This window comes from Enterobacter sp. 4974935, from assembly GCF_058661735.1.
The window spans coordinates 838,482-857,787 of the sequence record NZ_JBZWGT010000003.1 but is presented as its reverse complement, the minus strand read 5'-3'; the positions used below and the strand labels follow the sequence as shown (position 1 = coordinate 857,787).

The following is a 19,306-nucleotide window of genomic DNA, read 5'->3' as shown; positions in this document are numbered from 1 at the left end:
TGACCCGGGCGCGCACAGCGCCCGGGCATAAACAAAAAAGCAGTACTTTTTTATTAGGGACAAGACATGGGAAAGAAGATGCCTTACTGGTGGCTCTCGTGCTGCCTGATATCTGTGCCCGCTATCGCGGCAAACCCTGCGGCGATGATTAATACCGGACAATTAAGCGAAACGCAGGAACTCCCCTCTTTAAATGGCCGCGTGGCGCCCGTAGCCAGCAAAGCCGCCCCCGGCACGCTACAGCTGGATGAAGCCGTAAACCGCGCCGTGACCTGGCATCCGGCCATCAGTGAAGCCGTCGGCAAACTTTATCAGCAGAGCGAAAATGTGGACGTCGCCAAATCGAAATATTATCCGCAAATTAACGCCGGCATGGATAACGGCTATAGCCACGACGGCGACGATAATGGCTTTACCCCCTCGCTGGTGCTTTCTCTTTCGCAAATGCTTTACGACTTCGGCAAAGTCGCAAGCCAGGTGCGCGCCGAAAACGCGGGCGTCGCCCAGCAGCAGGCCAACGTGCTGGTGAGCATCGACACTATCGCCCACGATACCGCCATCGCTATGGTGCAGGTGCAGACCTGGCAGCAGATGGTCGAGACCGCTAAAGAACAGCTGGACGCCCTGACCTCCATCGGCACACTGACGAAGCTGCGTAATGACGAAGGCGCCACGTCGCTCTCTGACGTGGTGCAGACCGATGCCCGTATCGAAGGCGCGCGAGCGCAGCTGATGCAGTATCAGGCCAGCCTCGACAGCTCACGCGCCACGCTGATGAGCATGCTGGGCTGGGACAGCCTGAACGCGGTCAGCAACGAATTTCCGCAAAGTCTGGCCCGCAGCTGCGATATTGCCGAGCCGGACGATCGCCTGGTGCCCTCGGTTTTAGCGGCCTGGGCGCAGGCCAACGTCGCGCAGGCCAATCTCGACTATGCCAACGCGCAGATGACCCCTACCGTCTCGCTGGAGCCGGAAGTCCGCCACTATCTTAACGACCGCTACTCAGGCAACGAAACGCGGGACCGCACCCAGTACTCCGCGTGGGTAAAAGTGCAGATGCCGCTCTATCAGGGCGGCGGCCTCACCGCCCGGCGTAACGCCGCCGGACACGCGGTGGAATCGGCCCAGTCCACCATTCAGCGCACCCGTCTTGAGGTGCGGCAAAAACTGCTGGAAGCGCGCAGCCAGGTGATGAGCCTGATGAGCACGCTTCAGATCCAGGGCCGCCAGGAAGCGCTCAGCGCCCGTACCCGCGAGCTGTATCAGCAGCAGTATCTCGATCTTGGTTCCCGCCCGCTGCTCGACGTGCTCAACGCCGAGCAGGAGGTGTATCAGGCGCGCTTTACCCAGCAGCAAACCGCCGGACAGCTCCGCCAGCTTCAGCTGAACTGTCTCTACCAAACCGGGCGCATACGTCAGGCGTTCGATCTTGAAAACCGCACCATCCAGACCGTGGAGATCCAGCCATGAAGCAACGCGATATTCCGCAGGGTGAAAACATGACGGATGAGGCGCTGGAGCAGTGGGCGCAGGCGTTTGGCTATGTGGCGACGCGCTATCGCGTTGCCTGCTCGCCAGGCTCGCTGATCGCGGGCGCGCCGTGGCTGAAAGGCAAACCGATGGTGCCCGCGCTGACGCAGCTCGCCCGTGAAGCCGGGCTGACGTTCCAGCTGCTGACGGCCGATCAGCACGCCATCAACAGCTGGCGTCTGCCGGTGGTGGTAGAGCTAAACGACGGTAAAATCGGCGTGATCGACAATTTCGACGGCGAGGATACGCTTGAGGTCAGCTTTTTCGACGACAGCACGCACACCAACCGCCTGTCGATGAGCGCGATGCTGCCTGCCATCCGCCACGTCATCGCCCTGCGTCCGCTGGCGGCGCTGAAGGACAGCCGCGTGGACGCCTATATCTCAAAATACCGCCCGGACTGGCTCTACCGGCTGGTGATGCGCGACCTTCGCCCTTACAGCTGGGTGATGCTGGCGGCGCTGTTTATCAACGTGCTCTCCCTCTCCGGCATTGTCTTTTCCATGCAGGTGTATGACCGGGTGATCCCCGCCCAGTCCTACCCGACGCTCTACGTACTGACCATTGGGGTACTGATCGCCACGCTGTTTGGTTTTGTGCTGCGCGTGGCGCGCGGGCACATTATGGATCTGCTGGGCAAACGCTCGGATATGCGCGTCTCGGATCGGGTCTTCGGCCACGCGCTGCGGCTACGCCATAGCGCCATTCCGCGCTCCACCGGCAGCTTTATCTCCCAGCTGCGCGAGCTGGAGCAGATCCGCGAGATGGTCACCTCCTCCACCATTTCCACCATCGTCGATCTGCCGTTCTTTATCCTGTTTGTGATTGTGCTGGCGATCATCGCCCCGCAGCTGGCGTGGATCGCCCCGGTGGCGGCGGTGATTATGGTCCTGCCTGGCCTGCTGCTGCAAAAGAAGCTGGCGGAGCTGGCGAAGCAGTCGGCGCATGAATCTACCCTGCGCAACGCGGTGCTGGTGGAGAGCGTGCAGGGGCTGGAGGACATCAAGCTGATGCAGGCGGAGAACCGCTTTTTGCAGCAGTGGAACAGCTATATCCAGATCACCGCCGAATCCGGCCTGCGCACCCGCGAACTGACGCAGAACCTGATCAGCTGGGGGATGACCATTCAGAGCCTGGTCTATGCCGGGGTGATCGTGGTGGGCGCACCGATGGTGATCGACGGCACCTTAACCACCGGTTCGGTGGTGGCCGCCTCGATGCTCGCCTCACGGATGATCGCCCCGATGGCGACGCTGTGCGGCGTGCTGGCCCGCTGGCAGCAGGTGAAGGCGGCCAAAGAGGGGCTGGACAGCATTATGCAGCTGCCGACCGAGAACCAGCGCGAAGAGACGCCGATCCGCCAGGACGTGCTGCGCGGCCACTATCTTTTCGAGCAGGCGCAGTTCCGCTATCACCCGGAAGATCCCCGCATGGCGCTGCGCATTAACCGCCTGGAGATCAAAGCGGGCGAAAAAGTGGCGATCCTCGGGCGCAACGGCGCGGGTAAATCAACCCTGTTGCAGGCGATGGCGGGCGGGATGGATCTGGCGGGCGGTGAACTGCGGCTCGACAACCTCAGCCTGCCGCATCTGGACGTGGCTGACGTGCGGAGAAACGTCGGCTTTATGACCCAAAACGCCCGGCTGTTTTACGGCACCCTGCGCGAGAACATCACGCTCGGTATGCCGCGCGCCACCGATGAAGAGATCTTCGAGGTGCTGGAGATGTGCGGCGCGGCCAGCTTTGTGCAGAAGCTGCCAAAGGGGCTGGATTACCCGATTATGGAGAACGGCGTCGGGCTGTCCGGCGGGCAGCGGCAGTCTATTCTGCTGGCGCGGATGCTGCTGCGCGACCCGAATATCGTGCTGATGGATGAACCGACCGCCTCCCTTGATGAACATACCGAGCGGGAATTTATTCAACGTCTCGGGGCGTGGCTCGGCAACCGCACGCTGGTTGTCGCGACCCACCGCGTGCCGGTACTGGAGCTGGTGGAGCGCGTGGTGGTACTCAAAGATGGCATGCTGGTGATGGACGCGCCAAAAGCGCAGGCGCTGAACAACAGCCGTATGCAGCAACAGCAGCAGGCAACCGGACGGGAGTGGAATAATGAAAATCAATCAGCGTGACGTTGCCGCAGTAGAAGATCTGGATAACGCGCTCGACTCCGAGAGCGGTTATACCGGTGCCCGGCGCATCGTTTTCTTCTCCCTGCTGATGTTTGTGGTGCTCGGCGTCTGGGCGTGGTTCGGGGTGCTGGATGAAGTCTCAACCGGCACCGGAAAAGTGATCCCCAGTTCACGCGAGCAGGTATTGCAGTCGCTGGATGGGGGGATCCTCACCGAACTGAACGTACACGAAGGGGATCAGGTGCAGGCCGGACAGGTGCTGGCGCGGCTGGATCCTACCCGCTCGGAATCTAACGTCGGCGAAAGCGCGGCGCGTTACCGCGCGTCGCTGGCCTCCAGCGTGCGCCTGTACGCCGAGGTGAACGATCTCCCGCTGAAATTCCCGCCTTCCCTGGCGAAATGGACCGACCTGACCGCCGCAGAAACGCGGCTTTACAACTCTCGCCGCGCCCAGCTGGAGGATACGCAGCGTGAACTCCGCTCCGCGTTAGCGCTCGCCAATAAAGAACTGGCGATCACTCAACGGCTGGTGAAAACCGGTGCCGCCAGCCACGTGGAAGTGCTGCGCCTGCAACGGCAGAAAAGCGACCTGGAGCTGAAGCTCACCGACGTACGTTCCCAGTATTACGTGCAGGCCCGTGAAGCGCTGTCGAAGGCCAACGCCGAGGTGGATATGGTGTCAGCGATCCTGAAAGGCCGCGAGGATTCCGTTACCCGCCTGACGGTGAAGTCGCCGGTGCGCGGGATCGTGAAAAACATCAAGGTGACCACCATCGGCGGCGTCATACCGCCCAACGGCGAGTTAATGGAGATTGTGCCGGTGGACGATCACCTGCTGATTGAAACCCGCCTCTCGCCCCGGGATATCGCCTTTATCCATCCTAATCAGGAGGCGCTGGTGAAAATCACCGCCTACGATTACGCGATTTACGGCGGGCTGCACGGGGTGGTGGAGACCATTTCGCCGGACACCATTCAGGACGAAGCGAAGCCGGAGGTGTTCTACTACCGTGTATTCATTCGCACAAGCCAGGATTATCTGGTGAACAAGGCGGGCAGGCACTTTTCGATTGTGCCGGGGATGATTGCGACGGTGGATATTAAGACCGGGGAGAAAACGGTGCTGGATTATCTGATTAAGCCGTTTAACCGGGCGAAGGAGGCGCTGAGGGAACGGTAGTCAAACGCCGGGTGGCGGCTTCGCCTTACCCGGCCTACACCGCTGTTCCGAGTGATGAGGATCCAACACACTTAACATGATCTCCATCACCAATCTGCTATAGTAGCCCAAATTCATTTTTCAGGAAGAAATCATGCGCCAACGAACCATTGTCTGCCCCATCATCCAGAATGACGGAGCCTACCTGCTATGTAAAATGGCCGACGATCGCGGTGTATTCCCCGGTCAGTGGGCACTCTGCGGTGGTGGAATGGAACCCGGCGAAACCATGGAACAGGCGCTGCGCCGTGAAGTCCGTGAGGAGCTGGGCGACGCGCTGGACATTATCGACGTCAAGCCCTGGGCTTTTCGCGATGACATCAGGGTCAAAACTTACGCCGAGGGTACCACCGAGGAAATTTATATGATTTATCTGATCTTCGACTGCATCAGCGCCAATCGGGATGTTACGTTTAACGACGAGTTTCAGGAGATCGCCTGGGTTTATCCGGAATCGTTAAGAGAGCTGGATCTCAACGAGGCCACGCGCATTACCTTTGCGCAAAAGGGCCTTCTTTAATCGCCCACTGCCCCGGCGTTTTACCGGTCCACGTTCTGAAAACTTCAATAAATGCGCTGACGCTGTTGTATCCGCACGAGAGCGCAATCCACCCCACCGGCTTCCCCGCCGCCAGCCACTCCATCGCCTGCATGACGCGCGCCAGCTGGCGCCAGTTGACGAAGTTCATCCCCGTCTCCGCGCTAAACCGCCGGTTGAATGTACGTACGCTCATCCCGGCACGGCTGGCATGGCTTTCCACCGTCTGATTATCATCGACGGATTGCAGCAGTTTCCTGACCACATTTTTCAGCCGGGGATCGGTCGGTACGGGCAGATAAAAGCGGACCTGAGACGCCAGAACCAACTCCTCCAGCAGCAGGATGAGCTTTCGGGGATCGTATTCACTTCCGGCAACGCTTAAACGGGAAAACAGTGCATCGGTAAAATCGTCCGACTCGAAAAGCGTGGCCTTTTCCGGAAGCCCTTCACAATGGGCAGGGTCAAGATAGACAGCGCAACCTTCAATCGCACTTTCCGAAAAGGCAGCGTGCTGCTGACCAGGCGGGATCCAGCCGATATGTTTTGCGGGTACCACCGAACGCCCCAGCGGCGTCTCAATCACCAGCAGCCCCGCAGCAATGCGCCAGAGCTGGCCGGCATGATGGCTGTGCCACGGTGTGTGATAGCCGCCGGGATGAACAAGCCTCTCAGTTGTCAGCATGAATTTGACCGAAAATCGTTATTCTTCGACTTATTACAGAAACTACGCCTTATGCTGTCAAGGATAATAGCGGCTCAACATCACGAGGAGCTAACATGACCATCATTACATCCCTGATAAACCAGCCCGACAACACCGCGCAGCGCGAGCAAATGGCCTGTCTGTTAACCCGCTTATTCAATGGCAATGTAGATCCGGCAGAGGTGTTTACGCCCGACTACCAGCAGGTTACGGACGGTCACATGCTTGATTATCAGGGATTTATGAAACACCTGAACCATGTGCGTGCGCAGATCCGCGAGATTACGTTTACCGTGGAAGCGTTATGTTGCCATAACGAATGTGTGGCAGACCGGCACAGAGTGGCCGTGACATATCCGGATGGTCGCCAGGCAGAATTAGAGGTGTATATGTTTGCCACGCTGCGCGAGGGGAAAATTTGTCGGATCCATGAAGTCACACAGGCGCCAGACGGCGATGCATTTGACCGCACCCTCGCCCACGCCACGCAATAACCTTACCCTACACGGGAACAGCGCATAACGGCATCTGCCATTATGCGCATCCGCTTACAGGGAAATTTTCAGACGTCGAACCGCTTCTTTAAGCTGCTCATCCGTTGGGGTAACGAAAGACATGCGCAGCGTGGTGTGGTCCGGCTCGTTGCAGTAGAAGAACTCACCCGGCACAAACACGACGCCGTTGCTCAACGTTTTTTCCAGCCATTTCGTCGTATTGATGCCGTTATTCATTTTCGCCCACAGGAACATGCCGCCCTTTGGCTTGTGGAACGACATCACATCGCCCAGCTCCGCTTCCAGTTCACTGGCAAAGGTCTGGTATTTCTGGCGATAGGCTTCGCGGATCATTTTAATCTGATTCGCCAGACGACCGGTTTTCAGATATTCGTACGTCATCAGCTGCGACAGCGTGCTGGTGTGCAGATCGGTGGTTTGCTTGAGGTTCACCACCGCACGCTTCAGCCACTCCGGCACCAGCACCCAGCCCACACGGGTGCCCGGCGCGAGGATTTTAGAGAAGGTGGAGGTGTACACCACGTTATCCTCATTGTCGATATCTTTGGCATGAGCAATCAGCGGGCGGAACGCTTCTTCGGTATAGTTGATTTCGCTGTACGGATCGTCTTCGATAATCACGAAGTCATAGCGCTTCGATAATTCCACCAGCTGTTTACGCCGCGCCTCGGAGAGCGTCACGCCGCCCGGGTTACCAAAGGTTGGCACGATATAAACCGCTTTGATGGTTTTGGTTGCCACCAGCGCTTCAAGTTCATCTACTTTCATGCCGTCGCCGTCGGTGCCGACGGATTCAAAATTCGCCTGTGCCAGGCCAAAGACCTGCAACGCGGCGAGGTAGGTCGGACGCTCAACGACGACCGTATCGCCCGGGTTAATTAACGCACGCGCCAGCACGTCAAGCGACTGTTGAGAGCCGGATGTAATGACCACGTCATCGGCTTTACAGGCGATGCCGCGACCTTCACAGATGCGTTGGATCTCTTCGCGCAGCCCCGGGACGCCTTCCGTCAGGCCGTACTGGAACGCTTCGCCAAAATGCTGAGACAGCACGGCATCAGCGGCAATTTTTAAACCTTCATGATCGAACAGATCCGGGTTTGGAATACCGCCCCCCAGCGAAATCACGCCTGCCATTTTGCTATGTTTTAATAATTCACGGATGGCAGAGGATTGCAGGCCCTGCGCGCTGCTGGCGAGTTTATTTGCAGACATTCTTTACTTACCTTCTTTTTTTATATTGTGCCCAATCTTAGCAGAATATGGGCAATAAATTCCGTTAGCTTAGGCAGCGGACGCAAATCCTGGCGCCACAATAAATGCACCGGCCTCGGCGCGGGCGTAAACGCTTCCAGAACCCGAACCAGCCTGCCGTTTGCCAGCTCTTCAGCCACCAGCACTTCCGGTTGCAGCAATAGTCCTGCCCCGGCTCGCGCCGCCATGCGTAAGCCGTAGCCGTCATTGCATCGTAAGACGGCATCACGCTTCCAGCGCACCTCGCCTTCCACACCGGGCAGCCGCCACTCGTTACGCGCCGTCCATACCGTGTGCGACAGACACAGGTGATCCACCAGATCGGCTGGCGTTTGCGGCGTACCGTGACGCGCCAGATATTCCGGCGCGGCGCAGATCGTCATGTTGTAGGGACACAGGTATTTCGCCACCAGATCCTCATTTCGGATCTCCCCGATGCGAATGGCCAGATCGACCCCTTCCTCCACCAGATCCACCATTCGGTTGGTGAGATCCAGTTCGATGCGCACTTGCGGGTAGCGCTGTAAAAACGTGGCCGTCAGAGGCGCGATAACGCAGCCGCCAAACGAGGTGGGTGCCGTCACGCGCAGGGTGCCGGCGGGCGTGGCTCGCAGACGTTCAACTGCGTTTTCAGCAATGGAGACCTGCTCCAGCACGCGCCTGGCCTCTTCGAAATAAACGCGTCCGGCGTCGGTCAGGCTCTGGCGTCGGGTGTTGCGTTCCAGTAGCCGCGTGCCGAGCTGCGATTCCAGCAGCGCAATATACTTCCCGACCATCACCGCCGACATCTCCAGCCGGGCCGCCGCGCCGGTGAAGCTGCCGCTTTCCACCACCGCGATGAACGTCTCCATCCCGCGAAGCTTATCCATATTCCAAACCTCTGGTTAGTAATCTTCTAACGTTAGCCCAGTTTATCTGAGTTTTTATTTATTAAAGAATGAAGACTCACAACATAAGGAGTCTGCTATGAAAATCGTCATTATTGGTGCCAGCGGTACGGTCGGTCGTGCAGTCACAGAAGAGTTAAGCCAACGCCACGAGACGATCCGCGTGGGTCGCACGCAGGGCGAGCATCAGGTGGATATCACCTCGCAGGCGAGCGTACAGGCGCTGTTCGAAAAGATCGGCCCGGTGGATGCGATTGTCTCCGCCAGCGGTGGGGTACACTTCGGCCCGCTCGCAACCATGACCGACGGCGAGTTCAACCGGGGCTTGCAGGATAAGCTACTGGGGCAGGTTCGTCTGGCGCTGACCGGCCAGCACTTCCTGAACGAAGGCGGCTCGATCACGCTGATAAGCGGGATTGTGGCGCACGAACCGATTGCTCAGGGCGTCAATGCCACCACCGTAAACGCGGCGCTGGAAGGGTTTGTGCGCGCCGCGGCCTGTGAACTGCCGCGCGGGATCCGCATTAACCTGATCAGCCCGACGGTGCTGACGGAATCCGTCGAAGCATATGATGGCTTCTTCCCGGGCTTTGAAAGCGTTCCCGCTGCGACCGTTGCGCAGGCCTACCGCCGCAGCGTGGAAGGGGTACAGAGCGGGCGGGTATATAAAGTCGGCTATTAAGCCTTACGGGCGGCGATCAGCACCAGCATCGGGCGTTCCGCCTCTTCGGCCAGCGCGGGCCAGGCGTCAACCTGCGCCTGCGTTGGTCCCCACTCATTGACTTCGCTTATCGTCAATCCGGCCTTGATCAACGCGTTAAGCGTGGTACCCAGCGTGCGGTGGTATTTGATTACCCCCTCTGCCAGCCAGTTGCTGACGCGCTTGCCTTCGTCCTGATAATGGTTCACGCCCCAGAACCGCTCACCGTTGTCGTCGGTGAGCCAGCCCTGACGGGTGGCGCAGGTATAAATCGGGTGCTCCATCGAGAAAACCAGGCTGCCGCCGGGTTTAAGCGCACGCTGCACCCTGGCGAATAACGCATCCAGTTCCGGCAGATAGTGCAGCGCCAGCGAGCTGTAGACCAGATCGAGACTGTTTTCGCGAAGCTGAAGAGATTCCAGATCGCTACGCTGATAGTGGATCTGCGTGTCATCCGTCAGTTCTGCCGCGCGGGCGAGCATCTTTTCAGAGATATCGACGCCCGTGACGTCACAAGCGCCCAGCTCGCGCGCCACGCGGCAGAACCAGCCGTAGCCGCACCCAAGATCGATAACCGATGTGCCGGTTAAATCCGGCAGCATCGCCTTAAGCGCAGGCCACTCTGGCGCGCCGTCCAGCCCCTGAACCGAGCGCGGAAGCTGGGCGTAGCCTTCAAAAAAAGCCGGGTTGTCGTAGATGTTTTGTGCCATAACGGACTCCTTTATCGCAACAGTGGCGAGGGTAAAGCACCCCTCGCCCGTTGACAACGTATCCGTCTTATAAATCACAGCCTGCGCCGGATTTTCTCCACCATGGCTGTGGTTGAGATCCCGTAGCGGTCATGGAGGGTGGGCAACGCGCCCGCATCAAGGAACGCGTCCGGCAGCGCGACGGTATCGAAATCCACGTTCACGCGGTTGCGCATCAACAGCGACGCGACGGCTTCGCACAACCCGCCTACGCTGCTGTGGTTTTCCGCCACGATGACCAGCCGTCCCGGCTTCGCAGCCTGCGCCAGGATCGTCTCTTCGTCCAGCGGCTTAATGGTGGGCGAGTGCAGCACCGCCACGCTGACGTTATCCTTACGCAGCTGCTTCGCCGCCTCCAGGGCACGCATGGTCATCAGGCCTGAGGCGACGATCAGGACATCGTTCCCCTCTTCCAGCAGCGCAGCTTTGCCAATCTTAAACTGGTAGTTGTACTGGTCCAGCACCACCGGCACCTTGCCGCGCAGCAAGCGCATATAGACAGGGCCATCGTGCGCTGCCATCGCCGGCACCGCCTGTTCGGTGTCGATTGCGTCACAGGGATCGATAATCGTCATGCCCGGAATACCGCGCATAATCGCAATATCTTCCGTCGCCTGGTGGCTCGGCCCGTAACCGGTGGTTAGCCCCGGCAGCGCCGCGCAGATCTTCACGTTCAGGTGCTCTTCAGCAATCACCTGATGGATAAAATCGTAGGCGCGGCGGGTGGCGAAGACGGCATAGGTGGTGGCGAAAGGAATAAAACCCTCTTTCGCCATGCCGCCCGCGGCCCCCATTAACAACTGCTCGGCCATGCCCATCTGAAAGAAGCGTTCCGGGTAGGCCTGAGCGAAAATATGCAGATCGGTGTACTTCGACAGATCCGCAGTCATGCCTACGACCTCCGGTCGCTGTTCCGCCAGCTTCACCAGCGCGTGGCCGAACGGTGCGGCTCGCGTCTCCTGGCCCTCTTCCGCGATAGAGGCAATCATCGCCGACGTGGTTAAACGCGGTTTTTTCTCCGTGGTCTGGCTCATTACAGCACTCCTTCAGGTTTGTTGGCATCCAGCACAGCGAGTGCCTTTTGCCACTCGTCAGCATCCACGCGAATAAAATGGTTCTTGTCACGCTTTTCAAGGAACGGCACGCCCTTGCCCATCAGCGTGTCGCACAAAATGACGCGCGGCTGGTTTTCCGGGTAGCGTTTGGCGTTATCAAACGCCGTTACCAGTGAAGGGACATCGTTGCCGTTGACGCGCTGCACGTACCAGCCGAAGGAGGTCCATTTATCTTCCAGCGGCTCAAAGCCGAGGATCGCGTGCGAGTTGCCATCCGCCTGCTGGCGGTTAATGTCCACCAGCACGATCAGGTTCGACAGGCCGTGATGTGCCGCCGACATCGCAGCTTCCCAGGTTGACCCTTCGTCCAGCTCGCCGTCCGACATGGAGTTAACGACCCATGCCGCGCTCTGCTTGCGCTTCAGCCCCAGCGCCATGCCAACGCCAATGCTTAAGCCCTGCCCCAGCGAACCGCCGGAGATCTCCATGCCCGGCGTGTAGGTTGCCATGCCGGACATCGGCAGGCGGCTGTCGTCCGCGCCGTAGGTCTCCAGCTCCTCTTCAGGAACGATCCCCGCTTCAATCAGGGCGGCGTAACAGGCAATGGCGTAGTGGCCGTGAGAGAGCAAAAAACGGTCACGCCCCTCCCACTCCGGCTCGCCAGGCTTAAGGTTCATCCCGTGGGCAAACGCGGTGGCCAGCACATCGGCATAGCCCAGCGCCTGCCCGATGTAGCCCTGCCCCTGCACTTCGCCCATGCGCAGCGCGTAGCGGCGAATGCGCCAGGCCGCGGCGGCAACCTGTTGAACTGTGGTATCCGTCATCGTCGTATCTCCTTAATGGATCAGCATCCCGCCGTTCACGTCGAGCGTGATACCGGTGGAGTAAGAAGAGAGGTCGCTGCCGAGGAACAGCGCGGCGCGGGCAATATCCTGCGCGTCTCCGAGGCGGTTAAGCGGAATGCCCGCCAGAATGGACGTTTTCATCTCATCGCTCAGCTTGCCTGCGGTAATGTCCGTCTGGATAAGACCCGGCGTGATGCAGTTTACGCGCACATTGTCGGGCCCCAGCTCACGCGCCATGGCTTTTGCCAGCCCCAGCACACCCGCTTTTGCAGCGCTGTAGTGTGGGCCGCCAAAGATGCCGCCGCCGCGCTGGGCCGATACCGATGAAATGCAGACGATGCTGCCCGACTTTTGCGCGCGCATAGTGGGAATAACCGCCTGGGACATTAGCAGCGTGCCGCGCAGGCTGACGTCAAGCACCGCATCGTAATTTTCGCGTTTGATATCCATCAGCTTGATCGGCTGAGTTATGCCGGCGTTATTCACCAGAATATCGATGCGCCCGTATTTCCCCAGCACCTGCTCAATGGCGGCATTAACCTGTAATTCATTGCTGACGTTCGCCGCAAGGCCCAGATGTTCGTCGCCCAGGCTCGCGGCGGCAGCCCGGCTGGCTTCAGCGTTTAAATCGATAATCACCACTTTCGCACCCTGTTCAGCATATAATTTCGCCGTAGCGAAACCCAAACCGCGTACGGAAGCCGCGCCGGTAATAACGGCGACTTTATTTTTCAGTAGCATACATTTACTCCATTCGGACAAGAGAGATTTAATGTTTTATTTCGGTTCTTCCAGCAGCATAATCATAATTAAGCCAATGGCTGCGCAAATACCGAAATAAATAAACACGGAATTAAAACTACCTGTTTTATCCAGCAGATAACCTGCCAGCATCGGGGAAACAAATCCGCCGAGATTACCGCCGCTATTGATAATGGACGCGGCAATCGGATAGGTTTTACTGTCCGCAACAGCCATTCCATAAGCCGTAAAAGCGGGCCAGCCGATATTCAGACAGAGGCCGACAAAAAATAACCCGACGCAAACCGCGACGGTGCTTTGCGGAATATTCAGCATAATAACCATCATTAAAACGGTGCTGATGGCGGTAAACATCATGGTCGGTTTACGTCGGCGGCCGAGCAGTTTGTCGGAGACGTAGCCGCCAAAAATCGCACCGATAAATCCACCGATGCACGGCATGCTGGCGACCAGCCCCATGCTCATAAACGTAAAGCCTTTCTCTTTCACCAGATAGAGCGGGATCCACGTCAACAGTCCGTACAGCACGCTGACCATCATAAAATAGGCCAGGCAGTCGCCGAGAATATTCTTCGAGGTAAACAGCCCTTTCACCGTGCTTACCGGGGCTAATTCCCGCACGCGGATCAGCCGATCGAGGCGTGCAAAGCCTGGTGAAATCACGATATTTTCCTGTCTGGCGTCCGGGGTCTCCTGACCGGCGGTAATGGTCTCCAGCTCCGCTTTCGAGACGAATGCGCTCTCGGACGGCTTGGTGCGTACCAGCAGATACCACAGGACGGCAATGACCAGACCGGGGATCGCAAAGGAGAAGAAGACCCAGCGCCAGCCCCAGGTCATGGCGATCCACACTGCCAGCGGCGGCACGAGGATGGGCGCGAACATGGTGGCGGCGATGTAGACGCCCGTGGCAGTGGCCTTCTCCTTTGGCGGAAACCAGTTATTGATGGTGGAGGCCAGTCCGACCGGGCACGGCCCCTCTGTTAACCCCAGCCCCAGGCGGATACACTTCAGGCCCAGAACCGAGGTTGCGGTGCCCATCAGCCAGGTAAAGGCAGAGAAGCCGAATATCGACAGTGCCACCATGCCGCGAATTCCCTTTTTGGCAATAAAAAAGCCCGCAGGAATTTGGCTCAGGGCGTATCCCAAAAAAAACATGCTGGCGATGGCACCGGCTTCGAAATTATTGATATGAAATTCGTCAATGATAAACGGCAGTACTGCACCAATATTTGTTCGGTCAGCATAGTTAATGGCATAAACAATAAAAATTAATGCCAGCACAACGAAACGGTAATTGGTTTTTTTAGTCTTTATGTAGGGGACAGCTTGTTCTATACGAGACATAACTTACCTCATTATTCGAACACCGTGAGTCGTTTTATTATTGCGTTCAACGTCAATATATCGGCTCACCCATGAAACGCCATTCAATAAAGCTCATTTATTGCTGAGATAAATTTGATTCGCGATACAGCTCAAAAAAATAACATCGGGATAAAATTGCCCGCTCGCAGTCTCAATGTTATGTTTTTTATCAATTATCGTGTAAGGAGTAGGCCATGTCCGCGCAGGATCGCCAGACGTTATCGCTGCCCTCGCTCAGAAATTTGCAGGCGTTTATCGCCGTTGCTAACGCCCTGAGCATCCATCAGGCGGCGGAACAGCTCAACGTCACGCCTTCGGCGGTAAGCCACCAGATCGCGTCGCTGGAATCGTGGCTGGGCAAGAAATTATTTATCCGCAGCGGCAAAGGGGTTCAACTCACCCCGACGGGAGAAAAATATCTGCGGGAGGTCTCGGCGGCGATGAGCGCCATCGGGCGCGCCACCGATCAAATCGTGAAAGAAAAAGACAATGCTGTGCTTCGCGTGCACTCTTCCCCCACCTTCGGGCTGTCCTGGCTGTTGCGCCGTCTGGGCAGATTCCGCGCCGAATATCCTGATATCACCATCAATCTCACCTGCTCCTATGAGAACCTACAGTTCGCCAGAGATAATATCGACATTGATATCCGTCACGGTATTCCGGACTGGGACGCCTACCGGGTGATGACCATTAAAAACGACACGCTGGTGGTATTGGCCTCGCCGGACTATGCAGAAGAGCATCCCATCAGCACGCCCGCCGATCTGCTGCAACAATCGCTTATCTCGTCCACCAGCACTCTGGTGAACTGGGAGAAATGGTTCGCCTGGCACAATATCGACAGGCCCTGGCTTAATTTCAGCCTCAGCTTCGACCGCTCCTACATGAGCTTTGAAGCGGCGCGCATGGGGCTTGGGTTTATTCTGGAGAGCAAAATGATGGCTACCGATCACCTGAAGGATGGCTCGCTGGTGCAGGTGCTGCCTGATGAAATGGGTATCGCCATCAACGCGCACCATCTGGTGATGCCGCACATGAACGAACGCGCGTGGAAGATCCAGCAGTTCGTCGAGTGGATTGACCGTGAGTTGCGATTGTCGGGGTATCACCTGTAGCGATACCCCAACGTGGCGTCAGGCGACCGTGCCCCAGACCAGATTCCCCTTGTGGAACGTCGCGGTACGCGGAGAGATACGCGCCACGGCCTCGGCGGAACAGGAGGCATCCACCAGCACGAAGCTGGCGTCGTCCTGCGCTTTAGGCCACACGCGCTCACCTTTGTCGTTCAGCGGCAGCACGTCGCCGGTGGCGATGCCCAGCGCCCGCGAAAGCGTCTGTTCGTTCGGGCGAATATAGAGCTGGGCGTAGAGGTTGGCTTTCTCCAGCATGTCCCCCAGACCGTACGGGGACCAGTGGTCAATCACGCTATCGGTACCGGTCATGACAAACACGCCTTTTTCACGCAGCTGCTTCAGCGGCATGTGCAGGGTGCCAATCGGCACGGTCGAGGCGATGGTCACCTGCTGCGCCGCCATGCGGGTGGAGATCTCATCCACCTGCTGTTCGTTAAGCGTCGCCAGCGCGAAGGCGTGGCTGATGGTCAGCTTCCCCTTCAGCGCCGGCGTTTTCTCCACGGTTTCTACCATGTAGTTCACCGCCGCCACGCCCGCCGGGCTGGTTTCGTGCAGATGGATATCCACCCCTTTGTCATAATCCAGCGCAATCTGGAACATGGTGTCGAGGGATTTCTCCATCGCGCCGTCGACGCTGGTTGGGTCCAGCCCGCCCACATAATGCGCCCCCGCCTGCATCGCCTCGCGCATCAGCTTTTCAGAATTCGACAGCAGCAGACCGTGCTGCGGGAAGGCAACGATTTCACAGTCAAAACCTGGGCTTCGGCGCGCCAGTACCGCCTGCAAATTTTCCAGGTTTTTCAGGCTGGAAACCGGCTCTATGTTGCAGTGGCTGCGGGCGATGGTGGACCCTTTGGACTGGATCAGGTCGATCAGCTTTTCGGCGCGTTCTTGCGTGTAAGGCTGTAATTCCGGCAGCAACTTCTGCTCCAGGCTGATCATGTCCTGAATGGTGGTACCCGCCGGACGGTTCAGGGAGCGCCACGGGCCGCCATAGAAGGTTTTGTCCAGATGGATGTGCATATCGCGCATCGCCGGGAGCATCAGCTTTTTGCCCGCATCGAAGTGCGGCAGGGCCGCGTCGGCGTGGCTGTTGTTATCGCGCAGGGCGACGATTTTCCCGTCTTTGATCTCAAGCGTTTTCAGCTCGGTGCGGGTGCTTGTCGCCACGCTGCCGTCGAAGTTAAACCCGGCTTCCAGCAGCACGTTGTCGAGATAGTAATGTTTTGCGATGATGTTCATCGGTTTACCCGTCACGCAGGTTGCCTTAGCAGAATCGGCAGCATACGCGACGGAACCCGTGGCGCCAAACAGCGCGCAGGCGGTAACCATTTTACCGCTCTGGCTAATAAACTCGCGGCGGCTTTTATTCTCACTCATCTTATCTTCCTTCGTTAACAATGTGGGTACCCGTTTCACCGCGCAGCGCTGCGGGCAGGCAGTCCGGCGAGGTGATGATCACGCGCCTGCCGCCATGGCGTAAAAATTCCAGCGAAGCGACGATTTTCGGCAGCATGCTGCCCGCCGGGAAGTGGCCTTCATCCCTGTAGCGCGTCATCTGCGCCACGTTGACGGTATCCAGCGCCTGCTGGTTCGGCTTGCCGAAGTTCACGCACACTTTCTCCACGCCGGTGGTGATCACCAGCACGTCGGCGCCGATCTCGCGCGCCAGCAGCGCGGTGGAGAGATCTTTATCTATCACCGCGTCCACGCTCTGATAATCGCCCTGGTCACTGCGCACCACAGGAATGCCTCCGCCGCCCGCGCCGATCACCACAAATCCTTTCTGCGTCAGCGCCTTGATGGCGTCCGCCTCGACAATGCGCCGCGGCTGCGGTGAAGCTACCACGCGGCGATAGCCCCGGCCTGAATCCTCGACAAAATGCCAGTCCGGATGCGCAAGTTGCAGATCGTCGCGCTGCGCCTCGCTGAAGAAAGCGCCGATGGGTTTCGTCGGGTGCATAAAACCGGGATCATTTTTATCCACCTCCACCTGGGTGACGACCGTAACCGCTTTTTGTTCCCCGCGCGCCGCCAGGCGGTTGTTGAGCGCCTGCTGGATCAGGTAGCCGATGCCGCCCTGGGTATCCGCCACGCAGTTTGCCAGCGGGGTCAGCGGCAGCCCTTCCCGCTCGTGGGCGATCTCGGCGCGGCGCAGATCCAGCCCCACCTGAGGGCCGTTGCCGTGGGTGAGCACGATGTCATAGTCCGAGGCCAGCATTTCGAGCACCGACTCAGCCACCGCTTTGACCGCCTGCGCCTGATGCTCAATCGACTGGCTGGCGTTGTCTTTGATAATGCTGTTGCCGCCGATGGCAACGACCATAAGCTCTTTCATTTTGTTTCCTTTAGAAGGTGCGTTCTGGCGCCCTCACCCTGGCCCTCTCCCACTGGGAGAGGGGGATTAACAGAGATATCGAGAACATGCTTCACCACAAACATCCCGCCCATCATCAGGTAGGCCGTGACGAACATCAGGGAACTGCCCTCGGCAAAGCCCACCACCGGGGCGTGGATCACGCCAAACAGCGCCAGCAGCGCGCCTCCTGCGGCGGCGACGGCCCCCCGTAGCGGTTTGTTGATGATGGCGAAGATGGCGATACAGCCCCAGAGCATGCTGGCGAGCGGCGCGCCGTTGCCGAGATGCATCAGGCCTTCGTAGTAGATCCCCTTGCTGTGCAGCACGTCGGTGCCAATTTTCGCCGCGCTGGTCCCCGCCGCGCTCATCACGCTGTTCATCATGGTCAGCGCCCAGTTGGCGATCCACGGGAACAGGCAGATGAAGATGACGGGCACCTCCACTTTCGGGGTTTCCCTCACCACCTGGTTGGCGGTGACGACGCCGATAAACACCAGAATCGGCACGATGGCGGTCATCGGGATGATGGCGAGCATAAAGGCCCCCAGCCCGAACAGCGGCACGATGAACATGGTCACGCCGGACGCCAGGGTGTAGCCGATGCTGGCGCCCATCGCTTTCCAGCCAGGATGGCCGACGTAGACCGTGACCGGGAACGGATTGCCCATCAGGCAGCCGAGCATGGAGGCCAGACCGTTCGCCAGCATTACCTTGCGGGTCGGGTATTCATCCCCCGCCGCATGGGCGCTTTCGATGTTCTCCAGGTCAAAGATGTAGTTCGCCAGCCCCAGCGGTACGGCGGACGCCAGATACGGCAGCGCATGCGGCAACCCCTGCATAAAGCTGTCCACATGCACTTCCGGCGGGTTAAAGCCGAAGGATGACATGGATGCTTTAATGGCATCCGGGCTTTGCAGGCCGGAGATCCACGCAAGCAGAGTACCGGCAATCAACAGCAGCAGGCCGGTCGGGATGCGGGCGAAAATCGGCTTTTTACCGAACCAGTTAATGAAGATCAGCAGCAAGACGATAAACGACACGGTCGGCGCTTCGAACGCCTGCAACATCGGGTTCATCGCCAGCAGGAGCAGGCCAAGACCGGACAGGCACGACAGCAGCACGGTACGCGGGATCATCTTGCGGATGGTTTCCCCCAGGAAGGAACCGCCCGCGAGGATCATCGCTTCCACAAAGCACCACACCAGGCCAATCTGAATCGCGAAATCCGCATCGCCGGTTTGCTGGTAAACCGGCATTAAGACCAGGAAGGTCACGGTAAAAATCGACGGCGCGCTCGGGCCGGACGGCAGCGCGGTGACGTCCGTTCGTCCGGTGGAGCGCGCCATTTGCAGGCCAAACCACGTATAGCAAAGACTCGCCACCAGCACCGCCAGCCCGAAGGCTGGCGCGATGCGTCCATAAACAATCTCCTTCGGGATGCCGACGACAAAAATGAGCAACCCCATCATGGTCAGCAAATTGGTCAGGTTGTTGGTCATCAACCCGAAATAAGCTGCCCAGTCACCTCTTTTCCACTCCAGTTTCATGTTTTTCATG

Annotated in this window: 18 protein-coding genes; 7 read left to right on the top strand and 11 right to left on the bottom strand. The window is 58.5% G+C overall.

All coding sequences use genetic code 11. The annotated features are described in order from the left end of the window. The first annotated feature begins 66 nt into the window (after positions 1-66). From AC4OVS_RS05345 to nudI, 4 genes are all read left to right on the top strand, one after another. Positions 67-1,470 carry a TolC family outer membrane protein gene (locus AC4OVS_RS05345; RefSeq protein WP_063150995.1) on the top strand — a complete coding sequence of 468 codons (1,404 nt, stop codon included), beginning with the start codon at positions 67-69 and terminating at the stop codon, positions 1,468-1,470. Beyond that, positions 1,467-3,659, top strand: coding sequence for a type I secretion system permease/ATPase (locus AC4OVS_RS05340; protein WP_045308440.1), 2,193 nt, complete (start codon positions 1,467-1,469; stop codon positions 3,657-3,659). Before AC4OVS_RS05345 ends, AC4OVS_RS05340 begins: the two co-directional genes overlap by 4 nt. Next, the gene (locus AC4OVS_RS05335) at positions 3,640-4,839 is read left to right on the top strand and encodes a beta-barrel domain-containing protein (RefSeq protein ID WP_022649110.1); all 1,200 of its coding nucleotides are present in this window, start codon (positions 3,640-3,642) and stop codon (positions 4,837-4,839) included. The genes AC4OVS_RS05340 and AC4OVS_RS05335 overlap by 20 nt, the downstream gene beginning before the upstream one ends. Positions 4,840-4,972: 133 nt before the next feature. Next, on the top strand, positions 4,973-5,398 hold the full coding sequence (gene nudI / locus AC4OVS_RS05330; RefSeq protein ID WP_032625899.1) for a nucleoside triphosphatase NudI: 426 nt from the start codon (positions 4,973-4,975) through the stop codon (positions 5,396-5,398). Here the strand turns inward: nudI and AC4OVS_RS05325 are convergent. Continuing rightward, positions 5,370-6,101 (bottom strand): helix-turn-helix domain-containing protein, encoded by a 732-nt coding sequence (locus AC4OVS_RS05325; RefSeq protein ID WP_491922230.1) that lies wholly within the window; start codon positions 6,099-6,101, stop codon positions 5,370-5,372. The two genes, nudI and AC4OVS_RS05325, sit on opposite strands and share 29 nt — an antisense overlap. Positions 6,102-6,196: 95 nt before the next feature. Between AC4OVS_RS05325 and AC4OVS_RS05320 the strand changes: the two genes are divergently transcribed. Continuing rightward, positions 6,197-6,616: a nuclear transport factor 2 family protein gene (locus tag AC4OVS_RS05320; protein ID WP_023298434.1), complete on the top strand. Its 420-nt coding sequence runs from the start codon at positions 6,197-6,199 to the stop codon at positions 6,614-6,616. A 54-nt stretch (positions 6,617-6,670) separates the two neighbouring features. On the opposite strand, the gene AC4OVS_RS05315 is transcribed toward AC4OVS_RS05320, so the two are convergent. Both AC4OVS_RS05315 and AC4OVS_RS05310 read right to left on the bottom strand, forming a co-directional pair. Beyond that, positions 6,671-7,852: an aminotransferase-like domain-containing protein gene (locus tag AC4OVS_RS05315; protein WP_199008793.1), complete on the bottom strand. Its 1,182-nt coding sequence runs from the start codon at positions 7,850-7,852 to the stop codon at positions 6,671-6,673. 20 nt (positions 7,853-7,872) lie between these two features. After that, positions 7,873-8,760: a LysR substrate-binding domain-containing protein gene (locus AC4OVS_RS05310; protein WP_022649115.1), complete on the bottom strand. Its 888-nt coding sequence runs from the start codon at positions 8,758-8,760 to the stop codon at positions 7,873-7,875. Positions 8,761-8,857: 97 nt separating this feature from the next. Here AC4OVS_RS05310 and AC4OVS_RS05305 point away from each other — a divergent pair, with 97 nt between their 5' ends. Continuing rightward, a complete protein-coding gene (locus tag AC4OVS_RS05305; RefSeq protein WP_023298436.1) occupies positions 8,858-9,460 on the top strand; it encodes a short chain dehydrogenase in 603 nt (200 codons plus the stop codon). On the opposite strand, the gene AC4OVS_RS05300 is transcribed toward AC4OVS_RS05305, so the two are convergent. The 5 genes from AC4OVS_RS05300 to AC4OVS_RS05280 form a co-directional block, all read right to left on the bottom strand. Further along, a complete protein-coding gene (locus AC4OVS_RS05300; RefSeq protein WP_023298437.1) occupies positions 9,457-10,188 on the bottom strand; it encodes a class I SAM-dependent methyltransferase in 732 nt (243 codons plus the stop codon). The genes AC4OVS_RS05305 and AC4OVS_RS05300 overlap by 4 nt on opposite strands. A 74-nt stretch (positions 10,189-10,262) precedes the next feature. Continuing rightward, positions 10,263-11,261 carry a transketolase family protein gene (locus tag AC4OVS_RS05295; protein WP_022651706.1) on the bottom strand — a complete coding sequence of 333 codons (999 nt, stop codon included), beginning with the start codon at positions 11,259-11,261 and terminating at the stop codon, positions 10,263-10,265. Beyond that, positions 11,261-12,106 carry a transketolase gene (locus AC4OVS_RS05290; RefSeq protein WP_022651707.1) on the bottom strand — a complete coding sequence of 282 codons (846 nt, stop codon included), beginning with the start codon at positions 12,104-12,106 and terminating at the stop codon, positions 11,261-11,263. The genes AC4OVS_RS05295 and AC4OVS_RS05290 overlap by 1 nt, the downstream gene beginning before the upstream one ends. A 12-nt stretch (positions 12,107-12,118) precedes the next feature. Beyond that, a complete protein-coding gene (locus tag AC4OVS_RS05285) occupies positions 12,119-12,868 on the bottom strand; it encodes an SDR family NAD(P)-dependent oxidoreductase (protein WP_003862216.1) in 750 nt (249 codons plus the stop codon). Positions 12,869-12,904: 36 nt separating this feature from the next. Continuing rightward, positions 12,905-14,236, bottom strand: a complete 1,332-nt coding sequence (locus AC4OVS_RS05280; protein WP_058676724.1) for an MFS transporter — start codon at positions 14,234-14,236, stop codon at positions 12,905-12,907. 215 nt (positions 14,237-14,451) lie between these two features. Here AC4OVS_RS05280 and AC4OVS_RS05275 point away from each other — a divergent pair, with 215 nt between their 5' ends. After that, complete coding sequence (locus AC4OVS_RS05275) at positions 14,452-15,372, top strand: LysR substrate-binding domain-containing protein (RefSeq protein WP_023323646.1); 921 nt, start codon at positions 14,452-14,454, stop codon at positions 15,370-15,372. A gap of 18 nt (positions 15,373-15,390) precedes the next feature. On the opposite strand, the gene AC4OVS_RS05270 is transcribed toward AC4OVS_RS05275, so the two are convergent. From AC4OVS_RS05270 to AC4OVS_RS05260, 3 genes are read right to left on the bottom strand one after another with little or no spacing between them, the layout of a single operon-like run. Further along, entirely contained in the window at positions 15,391-16,770 is a 1,380-nt protein-coding gene (locus AC4OVS_RS05270) for an amidohydrolase family protein (RefSeq protein ID WP_491922229.1), read from the bottom strand. A 1-nt stretch (position 16,771) separates the two neighbouring features. Continuing rightward, complete coding sequence (locus tag AC4OVS_RS05265) at positions 16,772-17,728, bottom strand: carbamate kinase family protein (protein ID WP_023298439.1); 957 nt, start codon at positions 17,726-17,728, stop codon at positions 16,772-16,774. Next, positions 17,725-19,305 carry a xanthine permease gene (locus AC4OVS_RS05260; RefSeq protein ID WP_491922228.1) on the bottom strand — a complete coding sequence of 527 codons (1,581 nt, stop codon included), beginning with the start codon at positions 19,303-19,305 and terminating at the stop codon, positions 17,725-17,727. Before AC4OVS_RS05260 ends, AC4OVS_RS05265 begins: the two co-directional genes overlap by 4 nt. Position 19,306: the final 1 nt, after the last annotated feature.